General features: G+C 74.2%; 21 protein-coding genes. 9 read left to right on the forward strand and 12 right to left on the reverse strand.

What is annotated here, in order from left to right:
- The first annotated feature begins 15 nt into the window (after positions 1-15).
- Positions 16-1656, forward strand: coding sequence for a methyl-accepting chemotaxis protein (locus ACI79S_RS07540; RefSeq protein ID WP_456592826.1), 1641 nt, complete (start codon positions 16-18; stop codon positions 1654-1656).
- 109 nt (positions 1657-1765) lie between these two features.
- Here ACI79S_RS07540 and ACI79S_RS07545 read toward each other — a convergent pair whose 3' ends face one another.
- Both ACI79S_RS07545 and ACI79S_RS07550 read right to left on the reverse strand, forming a co-directional pair.
- A complete protein-coding gene (locus ACI79S_RS07545; protein ID WP_456592827.1) occupies positions 1766-2773 on the reverse strand; it encodes a type IV toxin-antitoxin system AbiEi family antitoxin domain-containing protein in 1008 nt (335 codons plus the stop codon).
- A 156-nt stretch (positions 2774-2929) separates the two neighbouring features.
- Positions 2930-3481: a bacterial proteasome activator family protein gene (locus ACI79S_RS07550; protein WP_456592828.1), complete on the reverse strand. Its 552-nt coding sequence runs from the start codon at positions 3479-3481 to the stop codon at positions 2930-2932.
- An 86-nt stretch (positions 3482-3567) separates the two neighbouring features.
- Between ACI79S_RS07550 and ACI79S_RS07555 the strand changes: the two genes are divergently transcribed.
- Positions 3568-4788, forward strand: a complete 1221-nt coding sequence (locus ACI79S_RS07555; protein WP_456592829.1) for a cysteine desulfurase-like protein — start codon at positions 3568-3570, stop codon at positions 4786-4788.
- A 59-nt stretch (positions 4789-4847) separates the two neighbouring features.
- Here the strand turns inward: ACI79S_RS07555 and ACI79S_RS07560 are convergent, their stop codons facing one another.
- The 4 genes from ACI79S_RS07560 to folP form a co-directional block, all read right to left on the reverse strand.
- A complete protein-coding gene (locus ACI79S_RS07560; protein WP_456592830.1) occupies positions 4848-5840 on the reverse strand; it encodes an NAD(P)H-quinone oxidoreductase in 993 nt (330 codons plus the stop codon).
- A gap of 181 nt (positions 5841-6021) precedes the next feature.
- The gene (locus ACI79S_RS07565; RefSeq protein WP_456592831.1) at positions 6022-7620 is read right to left on the reverse strand and encodes a 4-coumarate--CoA ligase family protein; all 1599 of its coding nucleotides are present in this window, start codon (positions 7618-7620) and stop codon (positions 6022-6024) included.
- An 88-nt stretch (positions 7621-7708) separates the two neighbouring features.
- Entirely contained in the window at positions 7709-8134 is a 426-nt protein-coding gene (locus ACI79S_RS07570; protein WP_456592832.1) for a PaaI family thioesterase, read from the reverse strand.
- Between the two features lie 179 nt (positions 8135-8313).
- Positions 8314-9174 (reverse strand): dihydropteroate synthase, encoded by an 861-nt coding sequence (folP, locus tag ACI79S_RS07575; RefSeq protein ID WP_456592833.1) that lies wholly within the window; start codon positions 9172-9174, stop codon positions 8314-8316.
- Between the two features lie 69 nt (positions 9175-9243).
- Here folP and ACI79S_RS07580 point away from each other — a divergent pair, with 69 nt between their 5' ends.
- A complete protein-coding gene (locus ACI79S_RS07580; protein WP_456592834.1) occupies positions 9244-9705 on the forward strand; it encodes a MaoC family dehydratase in 462 nt (153 codons plus the stop codon).
- 193 nt (positions 9706-9898) lie between these two features.
- Here ACI79S_RS07580 and ACI79S_RS07585 read toward each other — a convergent pair whose 3' ends face one another.
- The 4 genes from ACI79S_RS07585 to ACI79S_RS07600 all read right to left on the reverse strand — a co-directional run bounded on the left by ACI79S_RS07585 (position 9899) and on the right by ACI79S_RS07600 (position 13234).
- Positions 9899-11155: a serine hydrolase domain-containing protein gene (locus ACI79S_RS07585; RefSeq protein WP_456592835.1), complete on the reverse strand. Its 1257-nt coding sequence runs from the start codon at positions 11153-11155 to the stop codon at positions 9899-9901.
- Positions 11156-11283: 128 nt separating this feature from the next.
- Positions 11284-11667 carry an HU family DNA-binding protein gene (locus ACI79S_RS07590; protein WP_456592836.1) on the reverse strand — a complete coding sequence of 128 codons (384 nt, stop codon included), beginning with the start codon at positions 11665-11667 and terminating at the stop codon, positions 11284-11286.
- 219 nt (positions 11668-11886) lie between these two features.
- Positions 11887-12060 carry a DUF1059 domain-containing protein gene (locus ACI79S_RS07595; protein ID WP_456592837.1) on the reverse strand — a complete coding sequence of 58 codons (174 nt, stop codon included), beginning with the start codon at positions 12058-12060 and terminating at the stop codon, positions 11887-11889.
- A 22-nt stretch (positions 12061-12082) separates the two neighbouring features.
- Positions 12083-13234, reverse strand: coding sequence for an EAL domain-containing protein (locus ACI79S_RS07600; RefSeq protein WP_456592838.1), 1152 nt, complete (start codon positions 13232-13234; stop codon positions 12083-12085).
- 120 nt (positions 13235-13354) lie between these two features.
- On the opposite strand from ACI79S_RS07600, the gene ACI79S_RS07605 reads away from it, so the two are divergent.
- Positions 13355-16102, forward strand: a complete 2748-nt coding sequence (locus tag ACI79S_RS07605) for a SpoIIE family protein phosphatase (RefSeq protein ID WP_456592839.1) — start codon at positions 13355-13357, stop codon at positions 16100-16102.
- A 101-nt stretch (positions 16103-16203) separates the two neighbouring features.
- Here the strand turns inward: ACI79S_RS07605 and ACI79S_RS07610 are convergent, their stop codons facing one another.
- On the reverse strand, positions 16204-18243 hold the full coding sequence (locus ACI79S_RS07610) for an acyl-CoA dehydrogenase family protein (protein ID WP_456592840.1): 2040 nt from the start codon (positions 18241-18243) through the stop codon (positions 16204-16206).
- Positions 18240-19010: a TetR family transcriptional regulator gene (locus ACI79S_RS07615; protein WP_456592841.1), complete on the reverse strand. Its 771-nt coding sequence runs from the start codon at positions 19008-19010 to the stop codon at positions 18240-18242. The genes ACI79S_RS07610 and ACI79S_RS07615 overlap by 4 nt, the downstream gene beginning before the upstream one ends.
- Positions 19011-19071: 61 nt before the next feature.
- On the opposite strand from ACI79S_RS07615, the gene ACI79S_RS07620 reads away from it, so the two are divergent.
- The 5 genes from ACI79S_RS07620 (at position 19072) to ACI79S_RS07640 (ending at position 26012) form a co-directional block, all read left to right on the forward strand.
- Positions 19072-20367, forward strand: a complete 1296-nt coding sequence (locus ACI79S_RS07620; protein WP_456592842.1) for an acetyl-CoA C-acetyltransferase — start codon at positions 19072-19074, stop codon at positions 20365-20367.
- Positions 20368-20496: 129 nt separating this feature from the next.
- Positions 20497-21852: a 3-oxoacyl-ACP reductase gene (locus ACI79S_RS07625; protein WP_456592843.1), complete on the forward strand. Its 1356-nt coding sequence runs from the start codon at positions 20497-20499 to the stop codon at positions 21850-21852.
- Entirely contained in the window at positions 21852-22706 is an 855-nt protein-coding gene (locus tag ACI79S_RS07630) for a MaoC family dehydratase (RefSeq protein WP_456592844.1), read from the forward strand. Before ACI79S_RS07625 ends, ACI79S_RS07630 begins: the two co-directional genes overlap by 1 nt.
- 278 nt (positions 22707-22984) lie before the next feature.
- Positions 22985-24622: a fibronectin type III domain-containing protein gene (locus tag ACI79S_RS07635; RefSeq protein WP_456592845.1), complete on the forward strand. Its 1638-nt coding sequence runs from the start codon at positions 22985-22987 to the stop codon at positions 24620-24622.
- Positions 24623-24797: 175 nt separating this feature from the next.
- Positions 24798-26012, forward strand: a complete 1215-nt coding sequence (locus tag ACI79S_RS07640) for an acyl-CoA dehydrogenase family protein (RefSeq protein WP_456592846.1) — start codon at positions 24798-24800, stop codon at positions 26010-26012.
- Positions 26013-26193: the final 181 nt, after the last annotated feature.

The raw sequence follows: 26193 nt of genomic DNA on the forward strand, positions 1-26193 counted from the left end.
GGAGAGCGAGCAGGCATGGAGCGCGTGCAGGACCCCGACACCGCGGCGAGCCCGACGCGGTACGACCAGCAGCCCCGGGGGCTGTCCGGCATCGGGCTGCGCGGCCGCCTGCTGGGCTCGATCCTCGTCGTCGCGCTGACCACCGTGGGCGTGGGTGCCTTCGGCATCGACCGGATGTCCACCCTCAGTGACCAGGCCAAGCAGGTCTACGACAACGGTGCCGTCCCGCTCCACGGGCTGCAGGAGCTCGAGAGCGACTGGTGGCGTCTGTCGACCAACGTCGCGCGGGCCTCCATCCCCACGCTCCCCCCCGAGACGATCGCCAAGGCGCAGCGGGGCACCGCGGCCTCCAGCGAGTCGCTCGCCGAGCACATCGCCGCGGTGGGTGAGATGCCGCTGGACGCGGCGACCCGGGCGGCGTACGAGACCTTCGCGACGGCGACCCAGAACTACCTCGCGGCCCTCGCCCAACTGCAGGCGGTCAGCGGGACCAACCCCGCTGCGATGCCGGGGCTGCTGCAGACCATGGCCGAGAACGAGACCATCATCGAGGAGTCGCTGATCGAGGCGACCGACGCCGCGGCCGCATCTGCGGTGGCGACGGCGGAGGACGCCAAGGACGCCTACGAGACGGCGCGGACGCTCACTCTGCTGATCATCGCCGCCGGCCTGCTCGTCGCCGTGGTCCTGGCGATGGTGGTCGCTCGCGGCGTGACCCGGCCCGTGCAGCGGATTCGCGAGGTGCTCGCGCAGGTGGCCGCTGGTGACCTGACGGTGCGGGCGGGTCGTACCGGCGGCGCCGAGCTGGGTGAGATGGCGGCGTCGCTGGACCACACGCTGGACTCGATCGGCAACGTCCTGCTGCTGGTCAACGACTCCTCCACCCGCCTGGCCGCGGCCTCCCACCAGCTCAGCGGCGCGGCCGAGGGCATGCGGGAGAACGCGCGCCTCGCCGCCGGCCAGGCCGACGAGGTGGTGACCTCCGCGGGTGCGGTGGCGTCGAGCGTGGACACGGTGGCGACGGGGTCGTCGCAGATGGAGTCGGCGATCCGGGAGATCGCGCACAACGCGACCGAGGCGGCCCGGGTGGCGGGTCAGGCGGTGACGGTGGCGGAGACGACGACGCGGACGGTGGGGAAGCTGGGTGACTCCTCGCAGGAGATCGCCACGGTGATCAAGCTGATCAACGGGATCGCGGAGCAGACCAACCTGCTGGCGTTGAACGCCACGATCGAGGCCGCGCGCGCTGGTGAGGCGGGCAAGGGGTTCGCGGTGGTGGCCAGCGAGGTGAAGGAGCTGGCGCAGGAGACGGCGCGGGCGACCGAGGACATCTCCAAGCGGGTCGAGGCGATCCAGGGTGACACCGCGGGTGCGGTGGAGGCGATCAGCCGGATCAGTGCGGTGATCGGGGAGATCAACGATTTCCAGGCCACGATCGCGGCGGCGGTGGAGGAGCAGACGGCGACGACGAACGAGATGAACCGCAACGTGGCCGAGGCCGCCAGTGGGTCGCAGGACATCGCCGCGGCGATCTCGGGTCTGGCTGCGGGTACGCAGGAGACCAACCAGCGGGTCGAGGACGCGCAGCGGGCCGCTACCGAGCTGGCTCGGATGAGCGGGGAGCTGCAGGGGGCGGTCGCCCGCTTCACCGTGTGATCGGCTGGGATCAGGTGACCTGATCATCGAGCGTCCTCCCTCACCGCACACCGTGAGGGAGGACGCTCTGCGTCGGGGGAGGATGCGGTCGGCCCTCGAGGCGCCGGTGTCAGGCGACGGCGTCGGCCGGATCGGATCCGGGCTCCAGCCGGCGGAGCGCCCGGAAACGGCGCGGCCCCTCCAGCGGTCGGGCCAGCAGGTGCCGGAGGCGTGCGGCCGGGCCGTGGAGCCGGGGGAGATCGTCGTCGACGACGCGGACCACGCGCACGTCCAGGTCGCGGATCCGGTCCTCGCGACGCTTCTCCTTCCACGCCACCTCTGCCGGGGTGCGTCCTCCGTGGGGGTCCTCGTACTTGATGCGCCCGTCGAACTCGACGGCGACACCGGCCTCCTCGTACCAGGCGTCCACCCGCGCGACGAAGCCCCGGGGCCCGTGCAGGTCCACTTGCAGTTCCGGGCGGGGCAGTCCGGCGTCCAGGAGGGCCAACCGCCCCCGCGTCTCCAGGGGTGACTCGGCCCGCCCGTCGGCCAGGCCCAGGGCGCGCGCGGCGCCGCCGATGCCGAACCAGTGGCTCTGCTCGAGCACCACCGCCGTCAGCTCGGCGCGGCGCACACGCTTCCGGGAGATGGCCGCGTCGATGGCCACGACGGCATCGGCGAGGGGCAGCTCCCTGGCGCAGTCGACGAGCGTTCGCGCGACGCCCGTCACCCGGAACGGGCCGGTGTCGACGACGTCCCCCTGCGGGAGCGCGGCGGCGGCGATGCGGTAGCCGTCGCCGACCCGCCACTGGTCCGGGTCCGTCAACCGGACGACGTCGTCGAGGCCGCGGGGGAGGACGAGTTCGTGGAAGCGGGCCGCCGACGAGTGGCTGAGCACCGGCCCGGGGCCGAGGGCGGTGAGCGCCGCGACCGCCGCGAGGAGGTGCCGGGCACGCGGGTCGCCCGTCGCAGCGGCCCACGCCGGGGCCGGAACGTAGATGCCGCGGCGCAGTCGATGCCAGGCGCCCGATCCGACGGCTGCGCGGATCTCGTCGGGGCGGTAGCCGGCGCGGCGGGCGTCGGCGACGGTGAAGACGCCGCCACGGCGTCGCGCGGCGGACTCGAGCAGTGGATGCACCGCGCCAGTGTCGGAAGCGGCGGTCAGCTGCGGGAACGGCGTGGGCCGATCTGTGGACAAGTGCGTCCACCCTCGGCTCGCAGCGTCCTCCCTCACGGTGCGCGGTGAGGGAGGACGCTCGATGATCAGGTCACCTGATCCCAGCCGCGGGGCGCGTCAGAGGTACTGGCCGCCGCCGGGGCGGAAGTCGGGCTGCTGGCCCGCCGGCGGGTGGCCGCCGGGCAGGGCCTTGCGACGCATCTCCTCCAGCTGCGCCCGGGCGGCCATCTGCTGGGCGAACAGCGCCGTCTGGATGCCGTGGAAGACGCCCTCCAGCCAGCCCACCAACTGCGCCTGCGCGATCCGCAGCTCGGCGTCCGAGGGCGTCTCGCCCTCGCTGAAGGGCAGCGAGATGCGCGCCAGCTCCTCGCGGAGCTCGGGGGCCAGCCCCTGCTCCAGCTCGCGGATGGAGGAGGCGTGGATGTCGCGCAGCCGGTTGCGGCTGGCGTCGTCGAGGGGCGCCGCCCGGACCTCCTCGAGCAGCTGCTTGATCATCGTGCCGATCCGCATGACCTTCGCGGGCTGCTCCACCAGCTCGCCGACGTCCATGCCGCCGTTCCCCTCGTCGTCGGCCCCCGGGGGCATCGGCACGGTGCCGACCGGACGCCCGTCCGGCCCGACCACGACGACCTGCTGGGGGCGCTCGTTGCCGTTCTGCGGTGCAGTCATGCCGCCCATCCTGCCCGGTGGCGCGGACGTTCCGCCGGGGGCCGGGACGGTGCGGGTCGACCGGGGGCGGGAACTAGGGTCGGCCCATGGCATCGGGGGGCCGGCTGGACGTCGCACGGGTCCGCGGTCTCTTCCCCGCCCTGTCCGACGGCTACGTCCACGCCGACGGCCCGGCCGGCTCGCTGGTCCCCGAGAACGTCGCCCACGCGGTCGGCTCCGCGCTGCGCATGCCGATCGCCGACCGGGGCGGGGTCTTCCCGGCGTCCGGGCGGGCCGAGGCGCTGGTCTCCAGCGCCCGGGCGGCCGTGGCCGACCTGGTCGGCGGCCGGCCCGGCGGCGTCGTCCTCGGGCCGAGCGCCACCACGCTGACCTACGGCATGGCCCGCACGCTGGCCCGCACCTGGCGCCCCGGTGACGAGATCGTGCTCAGCCGGCTCGACCACGACGCCAACATCCGGCCGTGGCTGCAGCTGGCCGCGACCACCGGGGTGCAGGTGCGCTGGGCGGAGGTCGACATCGAGACCGGCGAGCTGCCCGCCTGGCAGTACGCCGACCTGCTCAACCGGCGCACCCGGCTCGTGGCGGTCACCGCCGCCAGCAACGCGCTGGGTACCCGGCCCGACGTCGCCGGCATCGCCGCGCAGGCGCACGCGGTCGGCGCGCTGGTCTACGTCGACGCCGTGCACGCCGCCCCGCACGTGTTCGTGGACAAGGGCTCGCTCGGTGCGGACTTCGTCGTGGTGTCGGCCTACAAGTGGTGCGGGCCGCACGTCGCCGCGGTGGTGGCCGACCCGGAGCTGCTGGAGTACCTGCGGCCGGACAAGCTGCTGCCCTCGTCGGACCGGGTGCCCGACCGGTTCGAGACCGGGGCGCCGCCGTTCGAGCTGTACGCGGGGGTGAGCGCCGCCGTCGACCACCTGGCCGGCCTCTGCGCGGAGGCGATCGGCAGCCGCCGCGACCGGCTGCGGGCCTCGATGGCCGCCGTCGCCCGGCACGAGGGCGACCTGTTCGACTGGCTGGACCAGGCGCTGCGGGCGATGCGTCACGTGCAGGTCCTCGGCGAGCCCGAGCGGTGCACCCCCACGCTGTCGTTCACCGTCGCCGGCATGCGCCCCCGCCAGGTGGCCGCGGAGCTGGCCCGGGCCGGCATCTGCGCCTGGGACGGTGACTTCTACGCCCGGGAACTGTTCGACGCCCTCGGGGTGAACGAGAGCGGGGGCGCGGTGCGCCTGGGGCTCATGCACTACAACACCGCCGACGAGGTCGGCCGCATCATCGACGCGGTCGCCGGGCTCCGGCCCCGCTGAGAAAGGGCCCCGCCCTCCTCATCGCTCGCAGGCTCGCGACGAGCCTCGGGGCGGGGCCGTCAGGAGCCGGGGAGCAGCAGCACCTTGCCGACGTGCTCGCTGGCCTCGACGACGCGGTGGGCCTCGGCCGCCCGCGACATCGGCAGCCGCCGGTCGACGACCGGCCGGATCGTCCCGCGCTCGACGTCGGGCCACACGTCGTGCCGCACCGCGGCGACGATGTCGGCCTTGCCGCCCGGGCCGGTCGCCGGCCGCGAGCGCAGGGCGGTGGCGTGCACCGCCGCCCGCTTGCGCAGCAGCATGGCGATGTCGAGCTCCGCCTTCGACCCGCCCTGCATGCCGATGATCACCAGCCGGCCGCCGACGGCCAGCGCCTCGACGTTCCGCGCCAGGTACTTGGCGCCCATGTTGTCCAGGACGACGTCGACGCCGCGGCCGTCGGTCGCCTCGCGCACCCGCTCGACGAAGTCCTCGTCGCGGTAGTTGATCGCGACCTCGGCGCCCAGCTCGCGGCAGACGTCCAGCTTGGCCTGGGTTCCGGCGGTGGTGAGCACGCGGGCCCCGGCGCGGACGGCGAGCTGGATGGCCATGGTCCCGATCCCGCTGGACCCGCCGTGCACGAGGAAGGTCTCGTCCCTGCCGAGCCGGGCCAGCATGAACACGTTCGACCACACCGTGCAGGTCACCTCGGGCAGCGCGGCCGCCGTGGCCAGCTCCACGCCGGCGGGCTTGGGCAGCAGCTGCCCGGCGGGGACGGCGACCCGCTCGGCGTAGCCGCCACCGGAGAGCAGCGCGCACACCTCGTCGCCGACCGACCAGCCGGTCACGCCCTCGCCGACCTCGCTCACGGTGCCGCTGCACTCCAGGCCGAGGATCTCGCTGGCGCCCCCGGGAGGCGGGTAGAAGCCCTGCCGCTGCAGCAGGTCGGCCCGGTTCACCGCGGCGGCCGCGACGTCGACGAGCACCTCGCCGGGGCCGCAGACCGGGTCGGGGACCTCGCCCCACCCGAGGACGTCGGGGCCGCCGGGTTCGCTGATGGTCACCGCACGCATGCCCCGACCCTAGAAGAACCCCGTCGCCCCCCGCCCCTCGCAGGCCCGGGGCGGGACCCTGCGACGGGGCCGTTCCAGCACGTCACCGGCGCCACGCCCCCGAACGATCATGGCGCCGGGACCACCGGACGACGCTGTCCGGCGGTCCCGGCGCCATGCTCACGCGCGGGGGAGCTCCTGCTTACGCGCGGGCCTTCAGGTCCTTGCGCAGGATCTTGCCCGCCGCCGACTTCGGCACCTGCTCGATGAACTCGACGAAGCGGATCTTCTTGTGCGGGGCCACCTTCTCGGACATGTAGGCCATGACGGCGTCCTCGGTGAGCTCCGAGCCGGGGGCGCGCACCACGAAGGCCTTGGGCAGCTCCTCGCCGCTCTCCTTGTCCGGCACCCCGATCACGGCGGCGTCGGCGATCTCCGGGTGGTTGATCAGCACGGCCTCCAGTTCGGCCGGGGCCACCTGGTAGCCCTTGTACTTGATCAGCTCCTTGACCCGGTCGACGACGGTGTAGCGGCCGTGCTCGTCGACGATCGCGACGTCGCCGGTGTGCAGCCAGCCCTCGCTGTCGATGGTGCCGACCGTGGCATCGGGGTTGTTGAGGTAGCCCTTCATGACCTGCGGGCCGCGCACCCACAGCTCGCCGCGCTCGCCGGGGGCGGCGTCCTCACCCGTGCTCGGGTCGATCAGCCGGCACTCGGTGTTGGGCACCGCGTAGCCGACCGAGCCCTTCGGCACCTCGCTGGTGACGCCGGGCGGCTCCGCGCCCGGGTCGGGCGTGGTGTGCGAGACGGGGGAGAGCTCGGTCATGCCGTAGCCCTGGCCGACCGAGACGCCGGTGTCGGCACCCTTGCGCAGCCGGTCCTGGGCGGCCAGCGCGAGCTGCTCGTCGAGCGGGGCGGCGCCGGAGAGGATCGAGGTGAGCGAGGAGAGGTCGTACTGGTCGACCAGCGGGTGCTTGGCCATGGCCAGCAGGATGGGCGGCGCCACGAACGCGCGGGTGATCTTGTGGTCCTGGATGGTGCGCAGGAAGTCCTCGAGGTCGAACCGGGGGAGGGTGACGACGGCGCCGCCCCAGGCCAGGCCCTGGTTCATCAGCACGGTGAGGCCGTAGATGTGGAAGAACGGCAGGACGGCGATGATCCGCTCGTCCTCGCCCAGCTGGATCAGCGGGCGGCACTGCGCGACGTTGGCCACCAGGTTGCGGTGGGTGAGCATGACGCCCTTGGGCAGGCCCGTGGTGCCGCTGGAGTAGGGGAGGGTGACCAGGTCGTTGGCCGGGTCGATGTCCACCTGGACGCTCGGTGCGTCGGCGCCGAGCAGGTCGAACAGGTTGGCGTGGCCCTCGGCGCCGTCGAGCACGACGACCTCGTCGACCGGCGACTTCTCCACGGCCGCGCTGGCGCGGTCCATGAACAGCGAGATGGTGATGAGCATCTTCGCCCCGGAGTCCTTCAGCTGGAAGGCGATCTCCTCGGGCGTGTAGAGCGAGTTGATCGGGCTCATCACGCAGCCGGCGGCGGCGATGCCGTGGAACACGACCGGGAACCACGGGGTGTTCGGGCAGAAGACGGCGACGACGTCGCCCTTGCGCAGGCCGCGGGCGTGCAGGTTGGCGGCGACCCGGTCCACGTACTGGGCCAGCTGACCGTGGGTGATGACGTCGCCCTTGAGGCCGTCGATCAGCGCTGGTGCGTCGGGCTTCTCCCGGCCGGCCGCCAGGACGAACTCGGGGACGGAGACGTTCGGGATCTCGACGTCGGGATACGGGCTGGACAGCGCCACGGGTGTTCCTCCTCGCATGGTGTGTGGCGCCAGTCTCACACCATGCGGTGTCCCGGCTCACAGGGGGGTTACCGGCGAGTTCGCCCGATCAGCGGGGCCAGAGCACCGACTGCGTGCAGCGGAACAGCGCGATGGTCTTCCCCGTGTCGGCGTTGCGCACGACGGCGTCCCACACCTGCGTCGTCCGCCCGGCGTGCACGTTGGTCGCCTCGCAGGCGATGCGGCCCTCGCGCGCGGTGCTGAGGTGGTTGCTCTTCAGCTCGATCGTGGTGAAGCCGCTGGAGCCGTCGGGCAGCAGGGCGCGCGTGGGCAGCCCGCAGCTGGTGTCGGCCAGGGTGACGACCGTGCCGGCGTGCAGGTAGCCGTTCGGTGCCAGCAGCTCGGGCCGGATGTCGAGGTGCGAGGTGAGCCGCCCCGGTTCGTGGGTGTCGACGACGATGCCGAGCAGGCCCGGGAAGGTGCCCGGCAGCAGGTCGTTGAGCTCGTCGGCGGTCAGGAACCCGGTGGCGGACATGGCTGGCAACCTATCCAGGCGGCCGGCCGGCCCTCCGTCCTCCCCTCAGCGGTGGGCGTCCGCCTCGCGGCAGCGCGTCCTCCCTCACCGCAGCGCGTCCTCCCTCACCCCCCACCGCGAGGGAGGACGCTCGATGATCAGGTGAGCTGATCGTGGCGCGGGGCGGGCGCGGCGGGCGCTCAGGCGAGGCCGCGGACGGTGCGCACGGGCGGCCGGGTGCCCTGGATGGACGCCACCATGTCCAGCGTCTGCCGGGTGGCGGCGACGTCGTGGGCGCGGAACACCCGCGCTCCCAGCCACGCGCTCACCGCCGTCGCGGCCAGGGTGCCGGTGAGGCGCTCCTCGAGGGGGACGTCGAGGGTCTCGCCGACGAAGTCCTTGTTCGACAGCGCCACCAGCACCGGCCAGCCGGTGGCGACGAGCTCGCCCAGCCGGCGGGTGGCCTCCAGCGAGTGCCGGGTGTTCTTGCCGAAGTCGTGCCCCGGGTCGACCAGCACCCGCTCGCGCTCCACCCCCGCGGCGACGGCGGCCTCGGCCAGGGCCGTCGTCCGGGTCACGATGTCGGCGACGACGTCGGCGTAGGCGACCCGGTGCGGCCGGGTCCGCGGCGGCAGCCCACCGGCGTGGGTGCACACGATCCCCGCGCCCGCCTCGGCCGCCACCGTGGCCAGCTCCGGGTCACCCCCGCCCCAGGCGTCGTTCACGACGTCGGCACCGGCCGCCAGCGCCTCCCGGGCGACGGAGGCCCGCCAGGTGTCGATCGAGATCGGCAGCGCCGGGTGCGCCGCGCGGATGGCCGCCACGAGGTCGACGGTCCGGCGCACCTCCTCGGCAGGGGAGACCTCCTCGCCCGGCGCCGCCTTCACGCCGCCGACGTCCACCATGTCCGCGCCCTCGGCGACCACCCGGTCGACGCGCTCCAGCGCCGCGGCCAGCTCGTAGGTGGCGCCGCGGTCGTAGAACGAGTCGGGGGTGCGGTTCACGATCGCCATGACCGCGAACGAGCCGTCCGGCACGTCGAGGGCCCCCAGTCGCAGCAACCCGCTCCCCGTCCGATCGTGGTGTGTGGTGGAGTCAGCCAACCAGACCGTCCACGAGGAGGCAGACAGATGGCGCAGACGACGGCGCACGGCGTCGAGGGGGTCCAGGGCCTGGTCGGGCAGCACCTGGGGCACAGCGACTGGGTGGCGATCACCCAGGAGCAGGTGAACCAGTTCGCCGACGCGACCGGGGACCACCAGTGGATCCACGTCGACCCGGAGCGGGCGACGAAGGAGAGCCCGTTCGGTGGCCCGATCGCGCACGGCTACCTGACGCTGTCGCTGCTGCCGTCGCTGGTGCCGCAGATCGTGGAGATCACCGGGTTCCGCATGGGCGTGAACTACGGCACGGAGAAGGTGCGCTTCCCCTCGCCGGTGCCCGTAGGCGCGCGGGTGCGGGCCGGCGCCACGCTCGAGGCGGCGACGCCGTTCGAGGGCGGCATCCAGATGAACCTCGCCGTGACCATGGAGGTCGAGGGCGGGAGCAAGCCGGCGATGGTCGCCACCGTCGTCTACCGCCGCTACCTCTGACCCGGAGGGGCGGGCTCCTCGACGGGGCCCGCCCCTCCAGGGGTCGATCCGTCCGCGGCGGGCCGGTCACGGCGGACGGAGACGGCTCGCACTCGCCGTCCTCCCGCGCCGTGCGGCGTCCTCCCTCACCGCCGACCGTGAGGGAGGACGCTCGATGATCAGGTGACCTGATCCCGGAGCGGACCGGCCCGGGTCAGCTGACGAGGGCCTGGTTGACCAGCTGGCGCAGGTAGTTGCGGATCGGCAGGGTGCTCGAGGGCAGCAGCTGCGTGTAGAAGCCGACGGTGATGTCCTCGACCGGGTCCACGTAGAACGCCGTGGACGCCGCCCCGCCCCAGCTGTAGTCGCCGATGTTCGAGACGACGCCGTAGCGCGTCGGGTCGATCACCATCGAGACCCCGAGGCCGAAGCCCACCCCACGCAGCGGGGTCTCGGCGAAGAGTGGACGGCCGAAGCTCTCCAGGTCCTGGCCGCCGGGGATGTGGTTGCGCACCATGTGCGCGAGCGTGCGCGGGCCGAGCAGCCGGCCGCCGTCGTAGGCGCCACCTCGGCGCAGCATCTCCGCGAACCGCAGGTAGTCCCCGGCGGTGGAGACCAGCCCGCCGCCGCCGGAGAGGAACGCGGGCTTGCTCAGCGCCGCCTGCCCCATGGCGTCGAGCGGGGCGAAGCCCGTGGGCGCGCCGCCCGGCTGCCCAGGGGTGGCGGCGTAGAGCCGGGCCAGGGTGTCGGGGTCGTCCTCGGGGCGCAGCCCGAACGACGTCTGGGCCATGCCGAGCGGCCCGAAGATGCGAGAAGCGAAGAACTCGTCCAGCGGCTGCCCGGAGACGACCTCGACCAGCCGGCCCAGGACGTCGGTGGAGACGCCGTAGTTCCACTCGCTGCCGGGCTGGAACACCAGGGGCACCGAGGCCCACTGCCGGCAGACCTCGGCGGAGTCCGCGCCCGGCGGGGTGCCCCACTCGTGCCCCATCGTGCGGTACATCGCGTCCACGGGGTGGGCGTGGTGGAAGCCGTAGGTGAGCCCCGACATGTGGGTCAGCAGGTGCCAGATCCGGATCGGCTCCACCTGCGGGGCGGTCACCGGCTTCATCGCCGACCCGGCGACGTAGACCCGGGTCTCGGCGAACTCGGGCAGCCACCGCGAGATCGGGTCGGTGAGCTGGAAGGCGCCTTCCTCGTACAGCATCATCGCCGCCACCGAGGTGACCGGCTTCGTCATCGAGAAGATGCGCCACCGGGTGTCCAGCTCGACGGGGAGGCCGTTCTCCACGTCGCGGGAGCCGTAGCGCCCGACGTGCACCAGCTTCCCGCGCCGGGCGACCGTCACCAGGAAGCCGGGCAGCTGGCCGTCCTCGACGTAGCGGGCCAGCCGGCCGTCCAGGCGTCCCAGCCGGGCGGGGTCCATGCCCACCTCTGCCGGGTCGGTGACCACCTGCAGTTCGTCGCTCACGCGCACCTCCGGGTCCCGGGCGCCGTCCGCCGCCGGGCGACGCCTCGACCGGCATCCTGACTCACGCCGTTGTGAGCCGGGACACATGGGGGTCTCGGCGTCCGCCCGGCTGCGGGCGCGACCTGCGATCAGACCGGGACGGAGCTCGCGGCCTTCTTGAGGTTCGAGCCGGCGGTCACCTTGACGGTGTTGGCCGCGGGGATGTCGATCGACTCACCGGTCTGCGGGTTGCGGCCGGTGCGGGCGGAACGCTGGGTCCGCTCGACGGTGATCAGCCCGGAGACGGCCACCTTCTCGCCACGGGTGATGGCGTCGACCAGCTCGTCCTGCAGGCCGGCGAGGACCGAGTCGACGGTCGAGGCCGGGACGTCGGCGCGCTTGGCGATGGCGGAGACCAGTTCGGCCTTGTTCATGTGTTTCCTCTCGTAGGCGGTGGCGGTGCCGTGTGCTCGGCACTCAGCCGGGTCTTCCCTCCCGGACGCGCGGCGCGCCGCCGGGGTTCCCGCTCCCACGCTCGTCGCGGGGTGCGGACGGCCCGTCCCGCGGGAGTCCGGGCCGGCAGCACGGTGTCATGCCGTGTGCTGTCCTGGCCAGTGGGGGGTGCCGGGAAACCCCGCAGCAGACCCGCTGGTCACAGCGGTCACTCCCCGTCGCGGGCCGCGCGAGGCGCCGGGACGGCGGCCCTCCGGGGCGCCCTCGCCGCGCGCGGGAGCTCGCCGGCGGGGCCGGTCTCAGACGTCGAGGATGTGCGAGCGGGCCGTCGCCAGCAGCTCGGCGCCGGCCTCGTCGATGCCGTGCGCGGCGCCGCCGTGGGGCACCGCCTGCGCGAAGATGCCGTCCTCGTCGGCCGCGGTGGACGTGGCGTCGCAGCCGGGGATGACGTCGCCGCGGGCGAAACGCTTCATGGGTGTCTCTCCTCTGGGTGGGTCAGCGGTCCGACCTGGCGCTGGACGCCAGGTCCTCGATCCGCAGCAGCCCGAGCACGTGGCCGGTCGGGTCCGTGCAGACGACGGGGTCGAAGCGGTGGGCGGGCGGTCGGGTGAGCGCCCGGCGCAGGGCGTCGCCGATGTCGGTGGAGGGGTGCACCCGGAGCGAGACCGGCGCGGTGTGCACCTCACCGGTCCGCGGGTCGCAGAGCAGCAGCGCCGCGGGCTCCCCGTGCGGCCCCACCAGGACGGCCGGCGGGGTGGCGGGCACGTCCTCGCCGAGCAGGTGCTGGCGCACCGGCCGCAGCAGGCTGGCGACGCTGTCGGTCAACCCGGCGCGTGCCACGTGCGCGCGCACCAGCCGCGCGACCTCGGGGTCCAGCGGCCGGAACTCCGGGGCCGGGCGGCCCAGCAGCCAGCCCTGCGCCAGCGGCACGCCGAGGCGGGTGAACGCGGCCAGCTCCGCGGGGGTCTCCACGCCCTCGGCCAGCAGCCAGGCGTCGATGCGCCCGGCGAACTCGCCGATCATCTCGACCAGGGCCATGCGCACCGGGTCGCCGTCGACGTCGGAGACGAGGGCACGGTCGAGCTTCACCAGCTGCGGCCGGACGGCGGCCAGCTGCTGCAGCCCGGAGTAACCGCTGCCGGCGTCGTCCAGGGCGATGAGCGCGCCGCGCTGCCGCAGGGCGTCGGTCTGCCGACGCAGGGCGGACAGGTCGTCGACCGGGGTGTGCTCGGTCAGCTCCACCACGACGCGGTGCAGGTCGGGCCGGGCGGCCAGCGCCGTCTGGATCACCTCGGTGCCCAGCAGGTGCGGGCTGATGTTCACGGTCAGGAAGGTGTCGGCGGGCAGCGCGTCGACCGCGGCGAGCGCCTTGTGGACGGCCAGCGCCTCGAGCTCGGCGGCGATCCCGGTCTCGGCTGCGGCGGCGAACCACACGTCGGGCCCGGCCGCGCCGGGGAAGCGGGCCAGCGCCTCGTAGCCGGCGATGCTCGCCGTGGCGAGGTCGACGATCGGCTGGAACACCAGCGTGAGGTCGTCGGCGTCGGCGAGCAGCGGCCGGCAGTCCGGCAGTCCGGCAGTGCGCGTGCCCAGCATGGTCAGGAGATCGACCGGTGCGCCCCGGTCCTTGACCGCAGCTGCGCGCCTCACCCCGGCGGGGGGAGGGCGCGCCCGTGGCGGGGACACCGGTCCGGTCCCGTCGGTGAGCCGTGCCAGCATGTGCGGAGGACGCCCCCGGTGCGGGGGCAGCGGACGCCGGGCGGAGGGTGCGTGGCCACGACAGGCTCCGCTGTCCCGGACGGGCAGTTCGAGGCGGACCCGCTCACCGATCCGCTGCGGATCGCCGCGGCGCGCCGGCTGCTGCTGGAGGTCCCGGGACCCGCGGCCTTCGACCGGCTCTCGGCGCTGGCCGCCCGGCTCCTGGACGCCGGTCACGCGAAGGTCACCCTCTTCACCGACCACGACGTCGTCGTCGGCGGGCACGGGCTACCCGCCGGCGTGGTGGGGGGGCCGGCGCTGACGACCGGTGCCCTCTCGGCCATCACGGTTCGCCAGGGCCGGCCGCTGAAGATCGCGGCGGCCGCCGAGGACCCGCGCGTGGCGGACCTGCCCGCGGTCTCCTCCGGCGAGGTCGGCGCCTACCTGGGCGCGCCGCTGATGGCCGCCTCGGGCCAGGTCGTGGGTGCGCTGGCCGTGTACGACGCCGCGCCGCGGAGCTGGTCCGCCGACGCCGCCGAGCTGCTGGAGCAGCTGGCGGCCTCCGTCGTCGCCGAGCTGGAGCTCTCGGCGGCGCAGTCGGCGGTCGGCACCTCGCGGGCCTGGCTCGAGGTCGCCCTCGAGGCGAGCTCCGTCGGCATCTGGGAACGGGACCTGCGCACCGGGACGATCCACTGGGACGACCGGTGCGCGGCGCTGTTCGGCCTGGAGTCCGCGGTGGAGCTGAACTCGCTGGACGACGTCCTCGAGTCGCACGTGCACCCCGACGACCACGCCGCGATCGCCGATGCCATGCGGGTGGCGACCGAGGAGCGCGGCGACTACACCGTCGAGTTCCGGGCGCTGCGCGAGGACGGCGCGACCCGCTGGGTGCTCGCCCGCGGCCGCGTGGTGGCCGACGCGACGGGCACCCCGGCGCGGGTCCTCGGCACGGCCGTCGACATCACCGAGGCCCGCGGCCAGGCGCAGCGGCGGCTCACCGCCGTGCAGCGGGCCGCCGCCATCGCCGAGGTGGCGGCCGAGCTGGCCAACGCCGCCCGGCCGGACCAGCTCGCCGACATCGCGCTGCGCGGAGTCCAGGTGCTGGGTGCGGAGTCCAGCGCACTGGCCGTCTTCGACTCGTCGGGCGGTCCGCTGCGGCTGCGCATGGCCGGCAACATGGTCGCCACCGTCCGGGAGGGTGTGCCGGACGCCTGGCTCGACGACGGCGTGGTCCTCCCGATGGACGACGCGCTCCCCGCGCAGCACGCGGCCCGGCACGGGCGCCGGTTGCTGCTCGGCGACCCCCGCGAGGCCGTCGACCGGTTCCCCGCGCTCGAGCCGGTCGTCGAGCTGCTCGGCCTGAGCGCGCTGGCGACGATCCCGCTGCGCATCGAGGGGCGGCTGCTCGGGGCCTTCCTGGCGGTGTGGACCACCGAGCACGAGTTCACCGCCGACGACGTCGAGGTGCTCGAGGCGCTGGCCGCGCAGATCGCGCTGAGCGTCTCGCGCCTGCAGGCCGACGCCGAGCGTGCGGCGGCGGTCGCGGCGATGGCGCACGCCAACCAGCGGCTGCGGCTGCTCGCGGACGCCGGCCGGGTGCTCTCGGGCACGCTCGACATCGACCAGCAGATCGGTCGGCTCGCCTCGCTCGTCGTGCCCGAGCTGGCCGACTGGTGCTGGATCGTGGTCACCGACGAGCAGGGCCGGCTGCACGGGCTGGCCAGCGGCCACCGCGACCCCACGCGCCGCGAGGAGGTCCAGGCCTACGTCCGGGCGATGGTCGCGGAGATGACCGAGGAGTCGGCCGCGCGGCAGGTGACCGCCACCGGCCGCCCGATGGTGCTGCCGGACATCGACTGCGAGCACGTCGCCCGCGCGCTGCCCGACCCCGCCACCCGGGAGCTCTTCGCCCGGCTGGGCGCTGCCTCCGCCGTCGTCGTGCCGCTCGTCGCGCGCGGGCAGGCGCTCGGGGCGATGGGGCTGTTCACCGGCGAGGACCGCGGCCCGCTGGGGGAGGGGGAGGTGGACACGGCCGTGGAGATCGGCCGGCGGGCGGGCCTGGCCCTCCACCAGGCGCGGCTGTACGGGCAGCAGCGCGACCTCGCCGACGCCCTGCAGCGCAGCATGCTCACCGAGCCGCCGCAGCCGGAGCACTGCGAGATCGTCGTCCGGTACGTGCCGGCCGCCGAGGGGGCCGAGATCGGCGGCGACTGGTACGACGCGTTCCTGCAGCGCGACGGCACGACCGTGCTGGCGATCGGTGACGTCGTCGGGCACGACACCCGGGCGGCCGCGGCGATGGGCCAGGTCCGCGGCCTGCTGCGCGGGATCAGCTACTCCAGCGGCGGCTCACCCGCGGAGGTGCTCACCGAGCTCGACCGCGCCGTCCACGGGCTGGCGCTCAACACGATGGCCACCGCGCTGGTGGCCCAGCTGGAGCCCGAGCCCGCCGACGAGGCCGGCCGGCTGCGGCTGCGCTGGGCCAACGCCGGCCACCCGCCGCCGGCCCTGCTGGCCTCCGACCGCAGTGTGGTCCTGCTGGACGCCAAGCAGGCCGACCTGCTGCTCGGCGTCGCACCGGAGACCCGGCGGGAGGACCACGTGGCGGTCCTCGCGCCGGGCTCCACGGTGCTGCTCTACACCGACGGCCTGGTCGAGCGCCGCGACCGCGACATCGACGCGGGCACCGAGCAGCTGCTCGAGGTGCTGGGGGAGTGCGCCGGCCTGCCGCTGGACGAGCTGTGCGACCGGGTGCTCGAGCGCATGTTCCTGCCCGACGCCGAGGACGACGTGGCCGTCCTCGCCGTCCGCCTGCGCTGACCCGCGCCGAGCCTGCGAGGCGCGGGTCAGCGTGACGCCCTGGAACGGCCTCGTCCAGGGTCCCGCCCCGAGCGTGCGAAGGGGAGGACGAGGTCCTTCCCCTACTGGCCGGGCGGGACGTCCAGCGCCGTCGCCGTCCCGTCGGGGGTGCTCGCGCGCAGCTCGGCGTCGCGGGCGGCCATCGCCTCCTGCCGGGCCGGCTCCTCCTCCAGGATCGCCGCGGCCTTCCAGTCCGCCGGGATGGCGAAGGCGTCGACCAGCGTGGTCAGATGCGGTCGCAGCTGCTTGAGCAGACCGTTCACCGTGGCCGTGAGCGACTTCGCCCGGGCCGGGGTGAGCTGCCCGTGCTCGAGGAACCAGCCCTTGTCCGCCTCGATGGTCGAGAGGGCGTAGAGGTCGCACAGGGTGTCCAGCAGCGCCTTCGCGGCGGGGTCGCTGACGCGCTCGACGCCTTCGACGAACGCCTCCAGGACGATCCGGTCGATGTGCGCCTCCGCCGTCTTCAGCACGTGGTCCTGGACGTCGTTGAAGACGTCGAAGGGGGCCATGCCCTCGGTGGCCGAGTTCTTCCGCAGCCGCCGGATGGCGCCCTCGAGCGCGTGCTTCTCGCGGAACTCGAGCATCTTGGCCTGCCAGCCGCGGTCGAGCATCGGCACCTCGTCGTCCCGGCCGGGGACGGCGTCGACGAGCCGCTGGAGGAGCGCGCGGGCCGCCGTCCGCTCCAGCACGGTCTCGCGGACCATGTCGGCCACGAAGCTGACCCGGCCCCAGCCGTCGAGAGAGCCGAAGTTGTCCCGGTAGCCGGTCAGCAGACCCTTGGCCACCAGCTGCAGCAGGACCGTGTTGTCGCCCTCGAACGTGGTGAAGACGTCGGTGTCGGCCTTGAGGTGGGGCAGCCGGTTCTCCTGCAGGTAGCCCGCGCCGCCGCAGGCCTCGCGGCACATCTGGATGGTGCGGGTGGCGTGCCAGGTCTGGGCCACCTTGAGCCCGGCGGCGCGCGACTCCAGCTCCCGCTGGGCGTGCTCGTCGATCTCCTGGCCGTGCTCGTGCACCGCCGTCTGGACGTCGTGCATGGTGCTGACCAGCTCGGCCTGCGCGAAGTGCAGCGCGTAGGTCTTCGCCAGCGCCGGCAGCAGCTTGCGCTGGTGCACCAGGTAGTCGTTGATGACGATCTCGCGCTCCTCGCCGGGGGCGGCGAACTGGCGGCGGCTGTTGCCGTACCGGACGGCGATGTCGAGGGCCAGCTTGGTGGCCGCGGAGGCGGAGCCGCCCACGCTGACCCGGCCGCGCACCAGCGTGCCGAGCATGGTGAAGAAGCGGCGGGTCTCGTTCTCGATCGTGGAGGTGTAGGTGCCGTCCTCGGCGACCTGGCCGTAGCGGTCGAGCAGCATGTCGCGCGGCACGGTGACGTGGTCGAAGGTCAGCCGGCCGTTGTCCACGCCGAGCAGCCCGGCCTTGGGGCCGTCGTCGCCGATGGTGACGCCGGGCGCCGGGTTGCCGTCCGCGTCGCGGATGGGCACCAGCCAGGCGTGCACCCCGTGGTTCTTCCCCTGGGTGATCAGCTGCGCGAAGACGACCGCCATCCGCCCGTCCTTGGCGGCGTTGCCGATGTAGTCCTTGCGCGCGGCCTCGTGCGGGGTGTGCAGGTCGAACGTCTGCGTCGCCGGGTCGTAGGTGCAGGTGGTGCGCAGCTGCTGGACGTCGGAGCCGTGACCGGTCTCGGTCATCGCGAAGCAGCCGGGCAGGTCGAAGCTCATGATGTCGCGCAGGTAGTCCTCGTGGTGCCGGCGCGTGCCGAGCAGCTGGACGGCGCCGCCGAACAGCCCCCACTGGACGCCGGCCTTGACCATGAGCGAGAGGTCGACGAAGGCGAGCATCTCGATCGAGGTGACCGAGCCGCCGGCGTCGGCCTCGCCGCCGAACTCCTTGGGGAAGCCGAGGGTGACCCGGCCGGACTCGGCGAGCGTCCGCGCCATGCGGGTGACCCGCTCCCGGGCCTCGGCCATCGACTCCCCGTAGACGGGGAGCATGCCGGGGTCGTGCAGGTTCTCGCGGGCGTCGCGGCGCACGTGCGCCCAGCGGCCGTCGAGGGCCTCCTGGAGCAGAGCCGGGTCGACCGTGGGGGGCAGGGTGCTCGTCACAGTTCCTCCTTGCGGGGTGCGGTGGCCACGACGCCGGAGAGCCCGGCCCAGGCGAGTTCGGTGAGGTGCGCGGCGAGGTCGCGGCGCGGCATGGGGCGGCCGGCGCGCAGCCACCAGTCGGCGGCGGAGCGGACCAGGCCGACGACCCCGTGCCCCCAGGGCGCGGCGGTGACCGGGTCGCCGCCGGTCCGCGCGAGGGCGGTGGCCAGGAATGCCGCGGCCTGGTCGCCGACGAGATCGGCGAGGCCCGTCACGGGGTCGGCGGCCTCGCCGGCGCCGACCGGCCCGTGGACGACGAAGCGGTAGAGCTCGGGGTCGGCCTCCAGGAAGGCGAGGTAGGCCTCGACGGCGGCGGCCAGCATGTCGCGCGGCCGGTCGGAGCTCTCCATGGCCGCGCGCAGCGTGGTCAGCAGCTGCTCGGCCACCCGGGCGCAGACGGCGACGTGCAGGTCGCTGCGGTCGGCGAAGTGCCGGTAGACGACGGTCTTGCTGGTGCCGGCCTCGGCGGCGATCTCGTCCATGCCCACGCCGGCGCCGTGCTTGCCGACCGCGACGACCACGGCCTCCACCAGCGCCGCCCGGCGGGCACGGCGGTGCTCGTCCCAGCGGGAGTCGCGCCGGTCACGCGTCCCGGCGGCCCGCGCCGGGCGCCGGATCTCCGCGCGCACGGGATCGCGCCGGCCGGTGCCGGGGGCTGCGGCGACTTCCGGCGCGCGGCGCTCGTCCGCCGGCGTCCCCTGTGGTGGCTGCACCGCCTCGACTTTCACGGCACCCACGGTACCGGGTACTGTTGGTACCGGCCAGTCCCACCCGACTTCGGAGGTCCCGATGGCTACCCAGAACCCGGCCACCCGCAAGGCCGCGATCGTCGGCGGCAACCGGATCCCGTTCGCGCGGTCCAACACCGCCTACGCCCAGGCGTCCAACCAGGACATGCTCACCGCCACCCTCGACGGGCTGGTCGCCCGCTTCGGGCTCCAGGGTGAGTCCGTGGGCGAGGTGGTGGCCGGCGCCGTCCTCAAGCACGCCCGCGACTTCAACCTGACCCGCGAGGCGGTCCTCGGCTCGAAGCTGTCGCCCACCACGCCGGCCTACGACGTCCAGCAGGCGTGCGGCACGGGGCTGGAGGCAGCGATCCTCGTCGCCAACAAGATCGCCCTGGGGCAGATCGAGTCCGGCATCGCCGGTGGCGTCGACACCACCTCCGACGCCCCGCTCGCGGTCAGCGACGAGCTGCGCCGCGTGCTCATCTCGCTGAACAACGCCAAGACCTGGCAGGACCGGCTCAAGGTCCTCGGCCGGATCCGTCCGGGCATGATCGCGCCGGAGATCCCGCGCAACGCCGAGCCGCGCACCGGCCTGGCGATGGGCGACCACGCGGCGATCACCGCGAAGGAGTGGGAGATCGGCCGCGAGGAGCAGGACGAGCTCGCGGTGCGCTCGCACCAGAGCATGGCGGCCGCCTACGACCGCGGCTTCTTCGACGACCTGGTGACGCCGTTCCTGGGGCTGGCCCGCGACAACAACCTGCGCCCCGACTCCAGCGTCGAGAAGCTGGCGAAGCTGAAGCCGGTCTTCGGCAAGGGTGACCCCGACGCCACCATGACCGCGGGCAACTCGACCCCGCTCACCGACGGCGCCTCGGCCGTGCTGCTGGCCTCCGACGACTGGGCCGACGCCAAGGGGCTGCCGGTGCTGGCGCACCTCGTCGACGCGCAGACCGCCGCCGTCGACTACGTGTACGGCGGCGAGGGGCTCCTCATGGCGCCGGTCTACGCCGTCCCGGTGCTGCTCGCCCGCAACGGGCTGACCCTGCAGGACTTCGACTTCTACGAGATCCACGAGGCGTTCGCCTCGACGGTGCTCGCGACGATGAAGGCCTGGGAGGACCCGGCCTACTGCAAGGAGAAGCTGGGCCTGGACGCCCCGCTGGGCTCGATCGACCGGTCCAAGCTCAACGTTAACGGCTCGTCCCTGGCGGCCGGGCACCCGTTCGCCGCGACCGGCGGCCGGATCGTGGCCCAGCTGGCCAAGCAGCTGCACGAGGCGGGGCCCGGCAAGCGTGGCCTGATCTCCATCTGCGCCGCCGGCGGCCAGGGCGTCGTCGCCATCCTCGAGTCCTGACCCACCCGCCGTCGTCCGGCTCCACCCGCGCCGCCCGACGTGCAGCCGCGTCACGACCCGGCTGCACGTCGGGCCGGGCGGCTCGACCCGGGCGGCGGGCACCCTCGATCCCTCCTGGAGGCACCAACAGTGGCTGACTGGTACACGAACTTCGCCAACTCCGGCTTCGGCACCACGCTCACCAAGCAGCTCGGCCTGCCGCGGCCGGCGGAGCTGCGCCGCTACGAGCCCGGCCAGCCGCTGCTGCACGGGCCGGCCGTCGTCGGCTCGGCCGGTGCAGGCCGGCTGCGGGAGACGGTCACCGCTGTCCTCCGGGACGCCGGCGTGACCGTGCAGTCGCCGGCGACCGCCGACGGCGGCACCGACGGCGAGAAGCTCGGCGCGGTCGTCCTCGACGCGACCGGGCTCACCGGGCCGGGAGACCTGGCCAGCGCGCACGACTTCCTGGCCCCGGCGATCAAGCGGCTGCGCGCCTCCGGCCGGGTGGTGATCCTGGCCGACCCCCCGTCGGACGCCGGCTCCCCGGCACAGGCCGCGGCCCGCCAGGCGGTGGACGGACTGGTCCGCTCCATCGGCAAGGAGCTGCTGAACGGCTCGACGGCCAACGCCCTGTTCGTGCCCGAGGGTGCCGAGGCGTCGCTCGCGAGCCCGCTGCGGTTCTTCCTCTCCGGCCGGTCGGCCTACGTCGACGGGCAGCTGCTCACCGTCTCGCCGGCCGACGTCCCGGCCGACCCGGACGAGGAGAAGCCGCTGGCCGGGAAGGTCGCCGTCGTCACCGGCGCCGCGCGCGGCATCGGTGCCGCCATCGCGACGGTGATGGCGCGGGACGGCGCGCACGTCGTCGCCGTCGACATCTCGGCCGCCGGCGACAACCTGGCCCAGGTGGCCAACGAGATCGGCGGGACGGCGCTGCAGCTCGACATCACCGCCGACGACGCGCCGCAGCGGCTGGTCGAGCACCTGAAGGAGCGTCACGGCGGGGTCGACGTCGTCGTCCACAACGCCGGGATCACCCGCGACAAGCTGCTGGTGAACATGGACGCCGCCCGCTGGAACTCGGTGATGGCGGTCAACCTGCAGGCGCAGCTGGACATCACCCAGGCGCTCCTGGACGCCGACGGCGTGCTGAAGCCCGGTGCCCGCATCGTCTGCGTCTCCTCGCAGTCGGGCATCGCGGGCAACCGCGGCCAGACCAACTACGCGGCGAGCAAGGCCGGCGTCATCGGCATGGTGCGCGCGTGGGCGCCGGAGTTCGCGGGGCGCGGCGCCACCATCAACGCCGTCGCGCCGGGCTTCATCGTCACCGAGATGACGGCGAAGATGCCCTTCGGCACCCGGGAGATCGGCTCGCGGATCAACTCGCTCCAGCAGGGCGGGCTGCCGGTGGACGTCGCCGAGACGATCGCCTGGCTCTCGCAGCCGGGCAGCGCCGGGGTCAACGGGCAGACCGTGCGGGTCTGCGGCCAGTCGATGCTGGGGGCCTGATGGCGACGACGGAGCTCGACGGGCCGCCGAACATGGCGGCGCTGTTCGCGAAGGCGGCGCTCACCGCGCGGGGTCGGGGTGGGGAGCTGCCGGACACCCGGCTCGCGCGCACCGGGGTGACGGTGGACGGCGCGAACCTCGCCGACTACGCGCGCGTCTGCGGGTTCCCGCTGACGGACTCGCTGCCGGCGACCTACCCCCACATGCTCACCTTCCCGCTGCAGACGGCGCTGATGACCGACCGCGCGTTCCCGCTGGCGCTGCCCGGGCTGGTGCACGTGCGCAACCGGATCGACGTGCTGCGGCCGATCGGCGTCACCGAGGAGCTCGACCTCGAGGTGTGGGCCGAGCGGTTCGCGCGGCACCGCAGCGGGGCGACCGTCGACCTGTGCGCGTCGGTCTCGGCCGACGGCGGGGAGGTCTGGCGGAGCCGCTCGACGTACCTGGCGCGGGGGGCCGAGGCTCCCGGGGGCGCGCCGGAAAGCGATGTGACGGTGGCGGTGGGGGACCTCGACCGTGCGGTCGCCACCTGGCGGGTGCCCGGCGACGCCGGCCGCCGGTACGCCAAGGTCTCCGGGGACGTGAACCCGATCCACCTCTCGGGCCTCACCGCGAAGGCGTTCGGCTTCAAGCGGGCGATCGCGCACGGCATGTGGGTCAAGGCGCGGGTGCTGGCGGCGCTGGAGAACCGGCTGCCCGAGGCGTTCACCGTTGACGTGGCCTTCCGCAAGCCGCTGTTCCTGCCCTCGACGGTCGAGCTGTCGACGGCGCGGGCCGACGGTGGCTGGGACGCCGCGGTCCGGCACGCGACGAGCGGCACCGAGCACCTGGTCGGGGCGATCCGGCCGGCCTGACGTCGCCAGGGGCGGCCCGGTCGCGCGCCGCGGGGTCGGTACCGCTGGGCAGATCCGCACAAGCCGCGCCGGGGGTCTCGTCGCCATTTCGGCTGGTGGCACCGGCCCCGACCTGCGGTTTCCCGGTGGTGGTCACGGTCCGGCCACGCGCCGCCACAGGCGTCACCAGGCGCATGTCGCGGGTGCCCGCCGACGGCGACGGGGTGGTCTCGTAACCCGGCGTCCGACGACCGGGCGCGCGTCCCCGGCGCCATCCGGGTCCCCTCCAGGGAGTCGGCGTGCACCTCGCTCCACCGTCCCGGCGTGCGGTCGGCCTCACGGCCGTCGGCGCCATCGCCATGTCCACCACCGTCTTCGCCCTCGGTGGGGTCGCCCAGGCGGCCCCGGCCCCGGCGCCGTCGTGGTCGGTGTCCGAGGCCGGTGTCACGGCACCCGTGCCGGCCGGGATCTGCTTCGTCCGCTGGACGGTGACCGGCGCCTCCGGCGGGGCCGACAGCGACGGCGCCGCCGGCGCCCTGGGCGGGCAGTTCACGACCTCGCTGCGCGTCGCCGCGGGTGACGTGTTCACCCTGAGCCCGGGCGGCGTCGGCGCCGACGGGGTGGCCGCGCAGACCGGCGCCGCGGGCGGCACGAACGCCAGCGGTGCGAGCTCGACGCAGGGTGCGGCCGGCGGCCTCGACGGGGCCGTCGGCGCGGGCGGCGGCGGCGCGGCCAGCGTCGTGCAGAAGGACGGTTCGGTCTACCTGCTCGCCTTCGGTGGCGACGGGGCCGGCGCGAGCGGCGGCGCCGGTGGCGGGAACGAGGCCAACACCACTCCGGGGGGTGCACCGGCGGACTGGCAGGTCTCCACTCCGTCCGCCCCGGGCGCCGGTTCGATCTCCGGCGTCGGGACCCCCTGCCAGCCGATCCCGCCCTACTTCATGGGGATCGGCTCGGGGGACGGCGAGCTGACCCTGCACTTCGCCGACATGCCGAACATCCCCGGTGGCACGCAGACGGTCGGCTTCGAGTACACGATCGACGGCGGGACGACGTGGCGGCCGCTGGACGCCGACCCCGCGGACGACACCTCGACGGTGACGGTGTCCGGCCTGACCAACGGCACCGCCTACACCGTGCGGCTGCGCGGGCTCGGCGGCCCTGACACGGTCCCCAGCGAGCCCAGCAACCCGCTGACCGCGACGCCGTACGCGACGATCGGGGCCCCGACGAACGTCGTGGTCACCCCGGGCGGGACATCCACCACGATCACCTGGGACGCCCCCGCGCCGGTCGCCGGCAGCCCGGAGGTGACCGGCTACGAGGTCGTCCACTCCTCGGGCGGTGAGCTCGGCGGCCTGTTCTGCACCACCCCGGCCGACGTCCGCACCTGCACGGCGCCGCTGTTCCCCGGCAACGACTACACGGTGAGCGTGTACGCGGTCGGCGCCCAGGGGCAGATCGGCGAGGTCGCCGAGGTCTCGACGGGGGTCATCCCCTTCCCGGCGACCGTCCCGGCCCCGAACGGTCAGCTGCAGAAGGCCGGCGCCGCCGGCAGCACGCTCGCACCGGGGCAGAAGGTCACGCTGACCGGTGCCGGGTTCAGCCCGTGGTCGGCGGTGACGGTGCTCGTCTACTCGGAGCCGCAGGTGCTCACCACCACCGTCGCCGACGGTGACGGCCGCATCTCGGTCGAGGTGACCGTGCCCGACGGGCTCGCCGCAGGTGAGCACACGCTCGTCGCCATGGGCGACGACCCGATGGGCAACCCGTACACCCTGACCCTGCCGATCACGGTCCGCGGCGGGACGACCGGGTCGGGCGGGCTGGCCTACACCGGCGCCGACGTCGCCGTCCCGGCGATCGGCGGCGTGGCCGCCCTCGCCGTCGGCGGCGCTCTGGTCCTCGCCGGCCGGCGCAGGGCCGCCGCCGAGTAGCACGCCCCGCTCCACGGCGGCCGTCGTCCCTCCGGGGGCGGCGGCCGTCGGCGTCTGTGCGGAGCCGGCTCCGCGCGCCGGGCGTTCCCCCGCGCCGCATGCCAGGATCCGAACCCCGATCCGGTCGCGCGGCGACGTGCCACCGGTTGCCGCACCGAGAAGGGACCTGCCGAGGATGCCCGTGTCGTTCGACCTCACCGAGGACCAGATCGAGCTCCAGAAGTGGGTGCACGAGTTCGCCGCGAACGTCGTCCGCCCGGCGGCGCACGAGTACGACGAGCGGGAGGCCTTCCCGTGGGAGGTCCTGCAGGAGGCGGCGAAGATCGGGCTCTACTCGCTCGACTTCTTCGCCACCCAGTGGTTCGACGAGTCCGGCCTCGGCATCCCGCTCACCATGGAGGAGCTCTTCTGGGGTGACGCCGGGATCGGGCTGGCGATCGTCGGCACCACCCTGGCGGCCGCGTCGGTGCGGGCGAACGGCACCGACGAGCAGGTCGGCCAGTGGATCCCCGCCATGTTCGGCACCGAGGCCGAACCGAAGGTCGCGGCGTTCTGCTCCTCGGAACCCGACGCCGGCTCCGACGTCGGCGCGATGCGCACCCGGGCCGTCTACGACGAGGCGGCCGACGAGTGGGTGCTCACCGGCACCAAGACGTGGGCCACCAACGGCGGGATCGCCGACATCCACGTGGTCACCGCCGTCGTCGACCCGGAGCTCAAGGCACGCGGGCACGCGAGCTTCGTCGTCCCGCCAGGCACGACGGGCATCAGCCAGGGGCAGAAGTTCCTCAAGCACGGCATCCGCGCCTCGCACACGGCCGAGGTCGTGCTCGACGAGTGCCGCATCCCCGGCGACTGCCTGCTCGGCGGCCGGGAGAAGCTGGAGGAGCGCCTGGCCCGCGCCCGTGAGGGCGTCAGGAGCGGTCGTACGCAGCCCTCGATGGCCACCTTCGAGCGCACCCGCCCCGCGGTCGGCGCGCAGGCGGTCGGGGTGGCGCGGGCCGCCTACGACTACGCGCTGGACTACGCCAGGCAGCGGGTGCAGTTCGGCCGGCCGATCATCGAGAACCAGGCGATCGCCTTCCAGCTCGCCGACATGCGGACGCGGATCGACGCCGCCCGCCTGCTCGTCTGGCGCGCCGCCTGGATGGCGCGCAACGGGCAGCGGTTCACCGCCGCCGAGGGCTCGATGAGCAAGCTCGTCGCCGGGGAGACCGCGGTGCGGGTCACCGAGCAGGCGATGCAGATCCTCGGGGGCAACGGCTACACCCGCGACTACCCCGTCGAGCGCATGGCGCGGGACGCCAAGATCTACACGATCTTCGAAGGCACCTCGGAGATCCAGCGCCTGGTCATCGCCCGGACCATCTCCGGCGTGCAGATCCGTTGACGCGCCGTCGCGCGGCCGATCAGCGTGCGCGAACGGGCAGTTCCGGGCCCGATCCCTGCCTCCCCGGGCACACGGTCCGACCGGCAGCTTTCCCGGCGCGTCGGATCACGCTGAGCGCTCGTTCCGTCACTTAACATCTGGCCGAGCGCGCCACGGGCGTGCATCGCAGGCCGACGACCGG

It is taken from the genome of Blastococcus sp. SYSU DS1024 (assembly GCF_054050795.1).

Coding starts and splice junctions, on each gene's coding strand:
- ACI79S_RS07540 (WP_456592826.1), top strand. CDS start 16: ATGGAGCGCGTGCAGGACCCCGACACCGCGGCGAGCCCGACGCGGTAC.
- ACI79S_RS07570 (WP_456592832.1), bottom strand. CDS start 8,134: ATGTCCGCCACCGGGTTCCTGACCGCCGACGAGCTCAACGACCTGCTG.
- ACI79S_RS07580 (WP_456592834.1), top strand. CDS start 9,244: ATGGCGCAGACGACGGCGCACGGCGTCGAGGGGGTCCAGGGCCTGGTC.
- ACI79S_RS07555 (WP_456592829.1), top strand. CDS start 3,568: ATGGCATCGGGGGGCCGGCTGGACGTCGCACGGGTCCGCGGTCTCTTC.
- ACI79S_RS07595 (WP_456592837.1), bottom strand. CDS start 12,060: ATGAAGCGTTTCGCCCGCGGCGACGTCATCCCCGGCTGCGACGCCACG.
- ACI79S_RS07620 (WP_456592842.1), top strand. CDS start 19,072: ATGGCTACCCAGAACCCGGCCACCCGCAAGGCCGCGATCGTCGGCGGC.
- ACI79S_RS07630 (WP_456592844.1), top strand. CDS start 21,852: ATGGCGACGACGGAGCTCGACGGGCCGCCGAACATGGCGGCGCTGTTC.
- ACI79S_RS07640 (WP_456592846.1), top strand. CDS start 24,798: ATGCCCGTGTCGTTCGACCTCACCGAGGACCAGATCGAGCTCCAGAAG.
- ACI79S_RS07550 (WP_456592828.1), bottom strand. CDS start 3,481: ATGACTGCACCGCAGAACGGCAACGAGCGCCCCCAGCAGGTCGTCGTG.
- ACI79S_RS07560 (WP_456592830.1), bottom strand. CDS start 5,840: ATGCGTGCGGTGACCATCAGCGAACCCGGCGGCCCCGACGTCCTCGGG.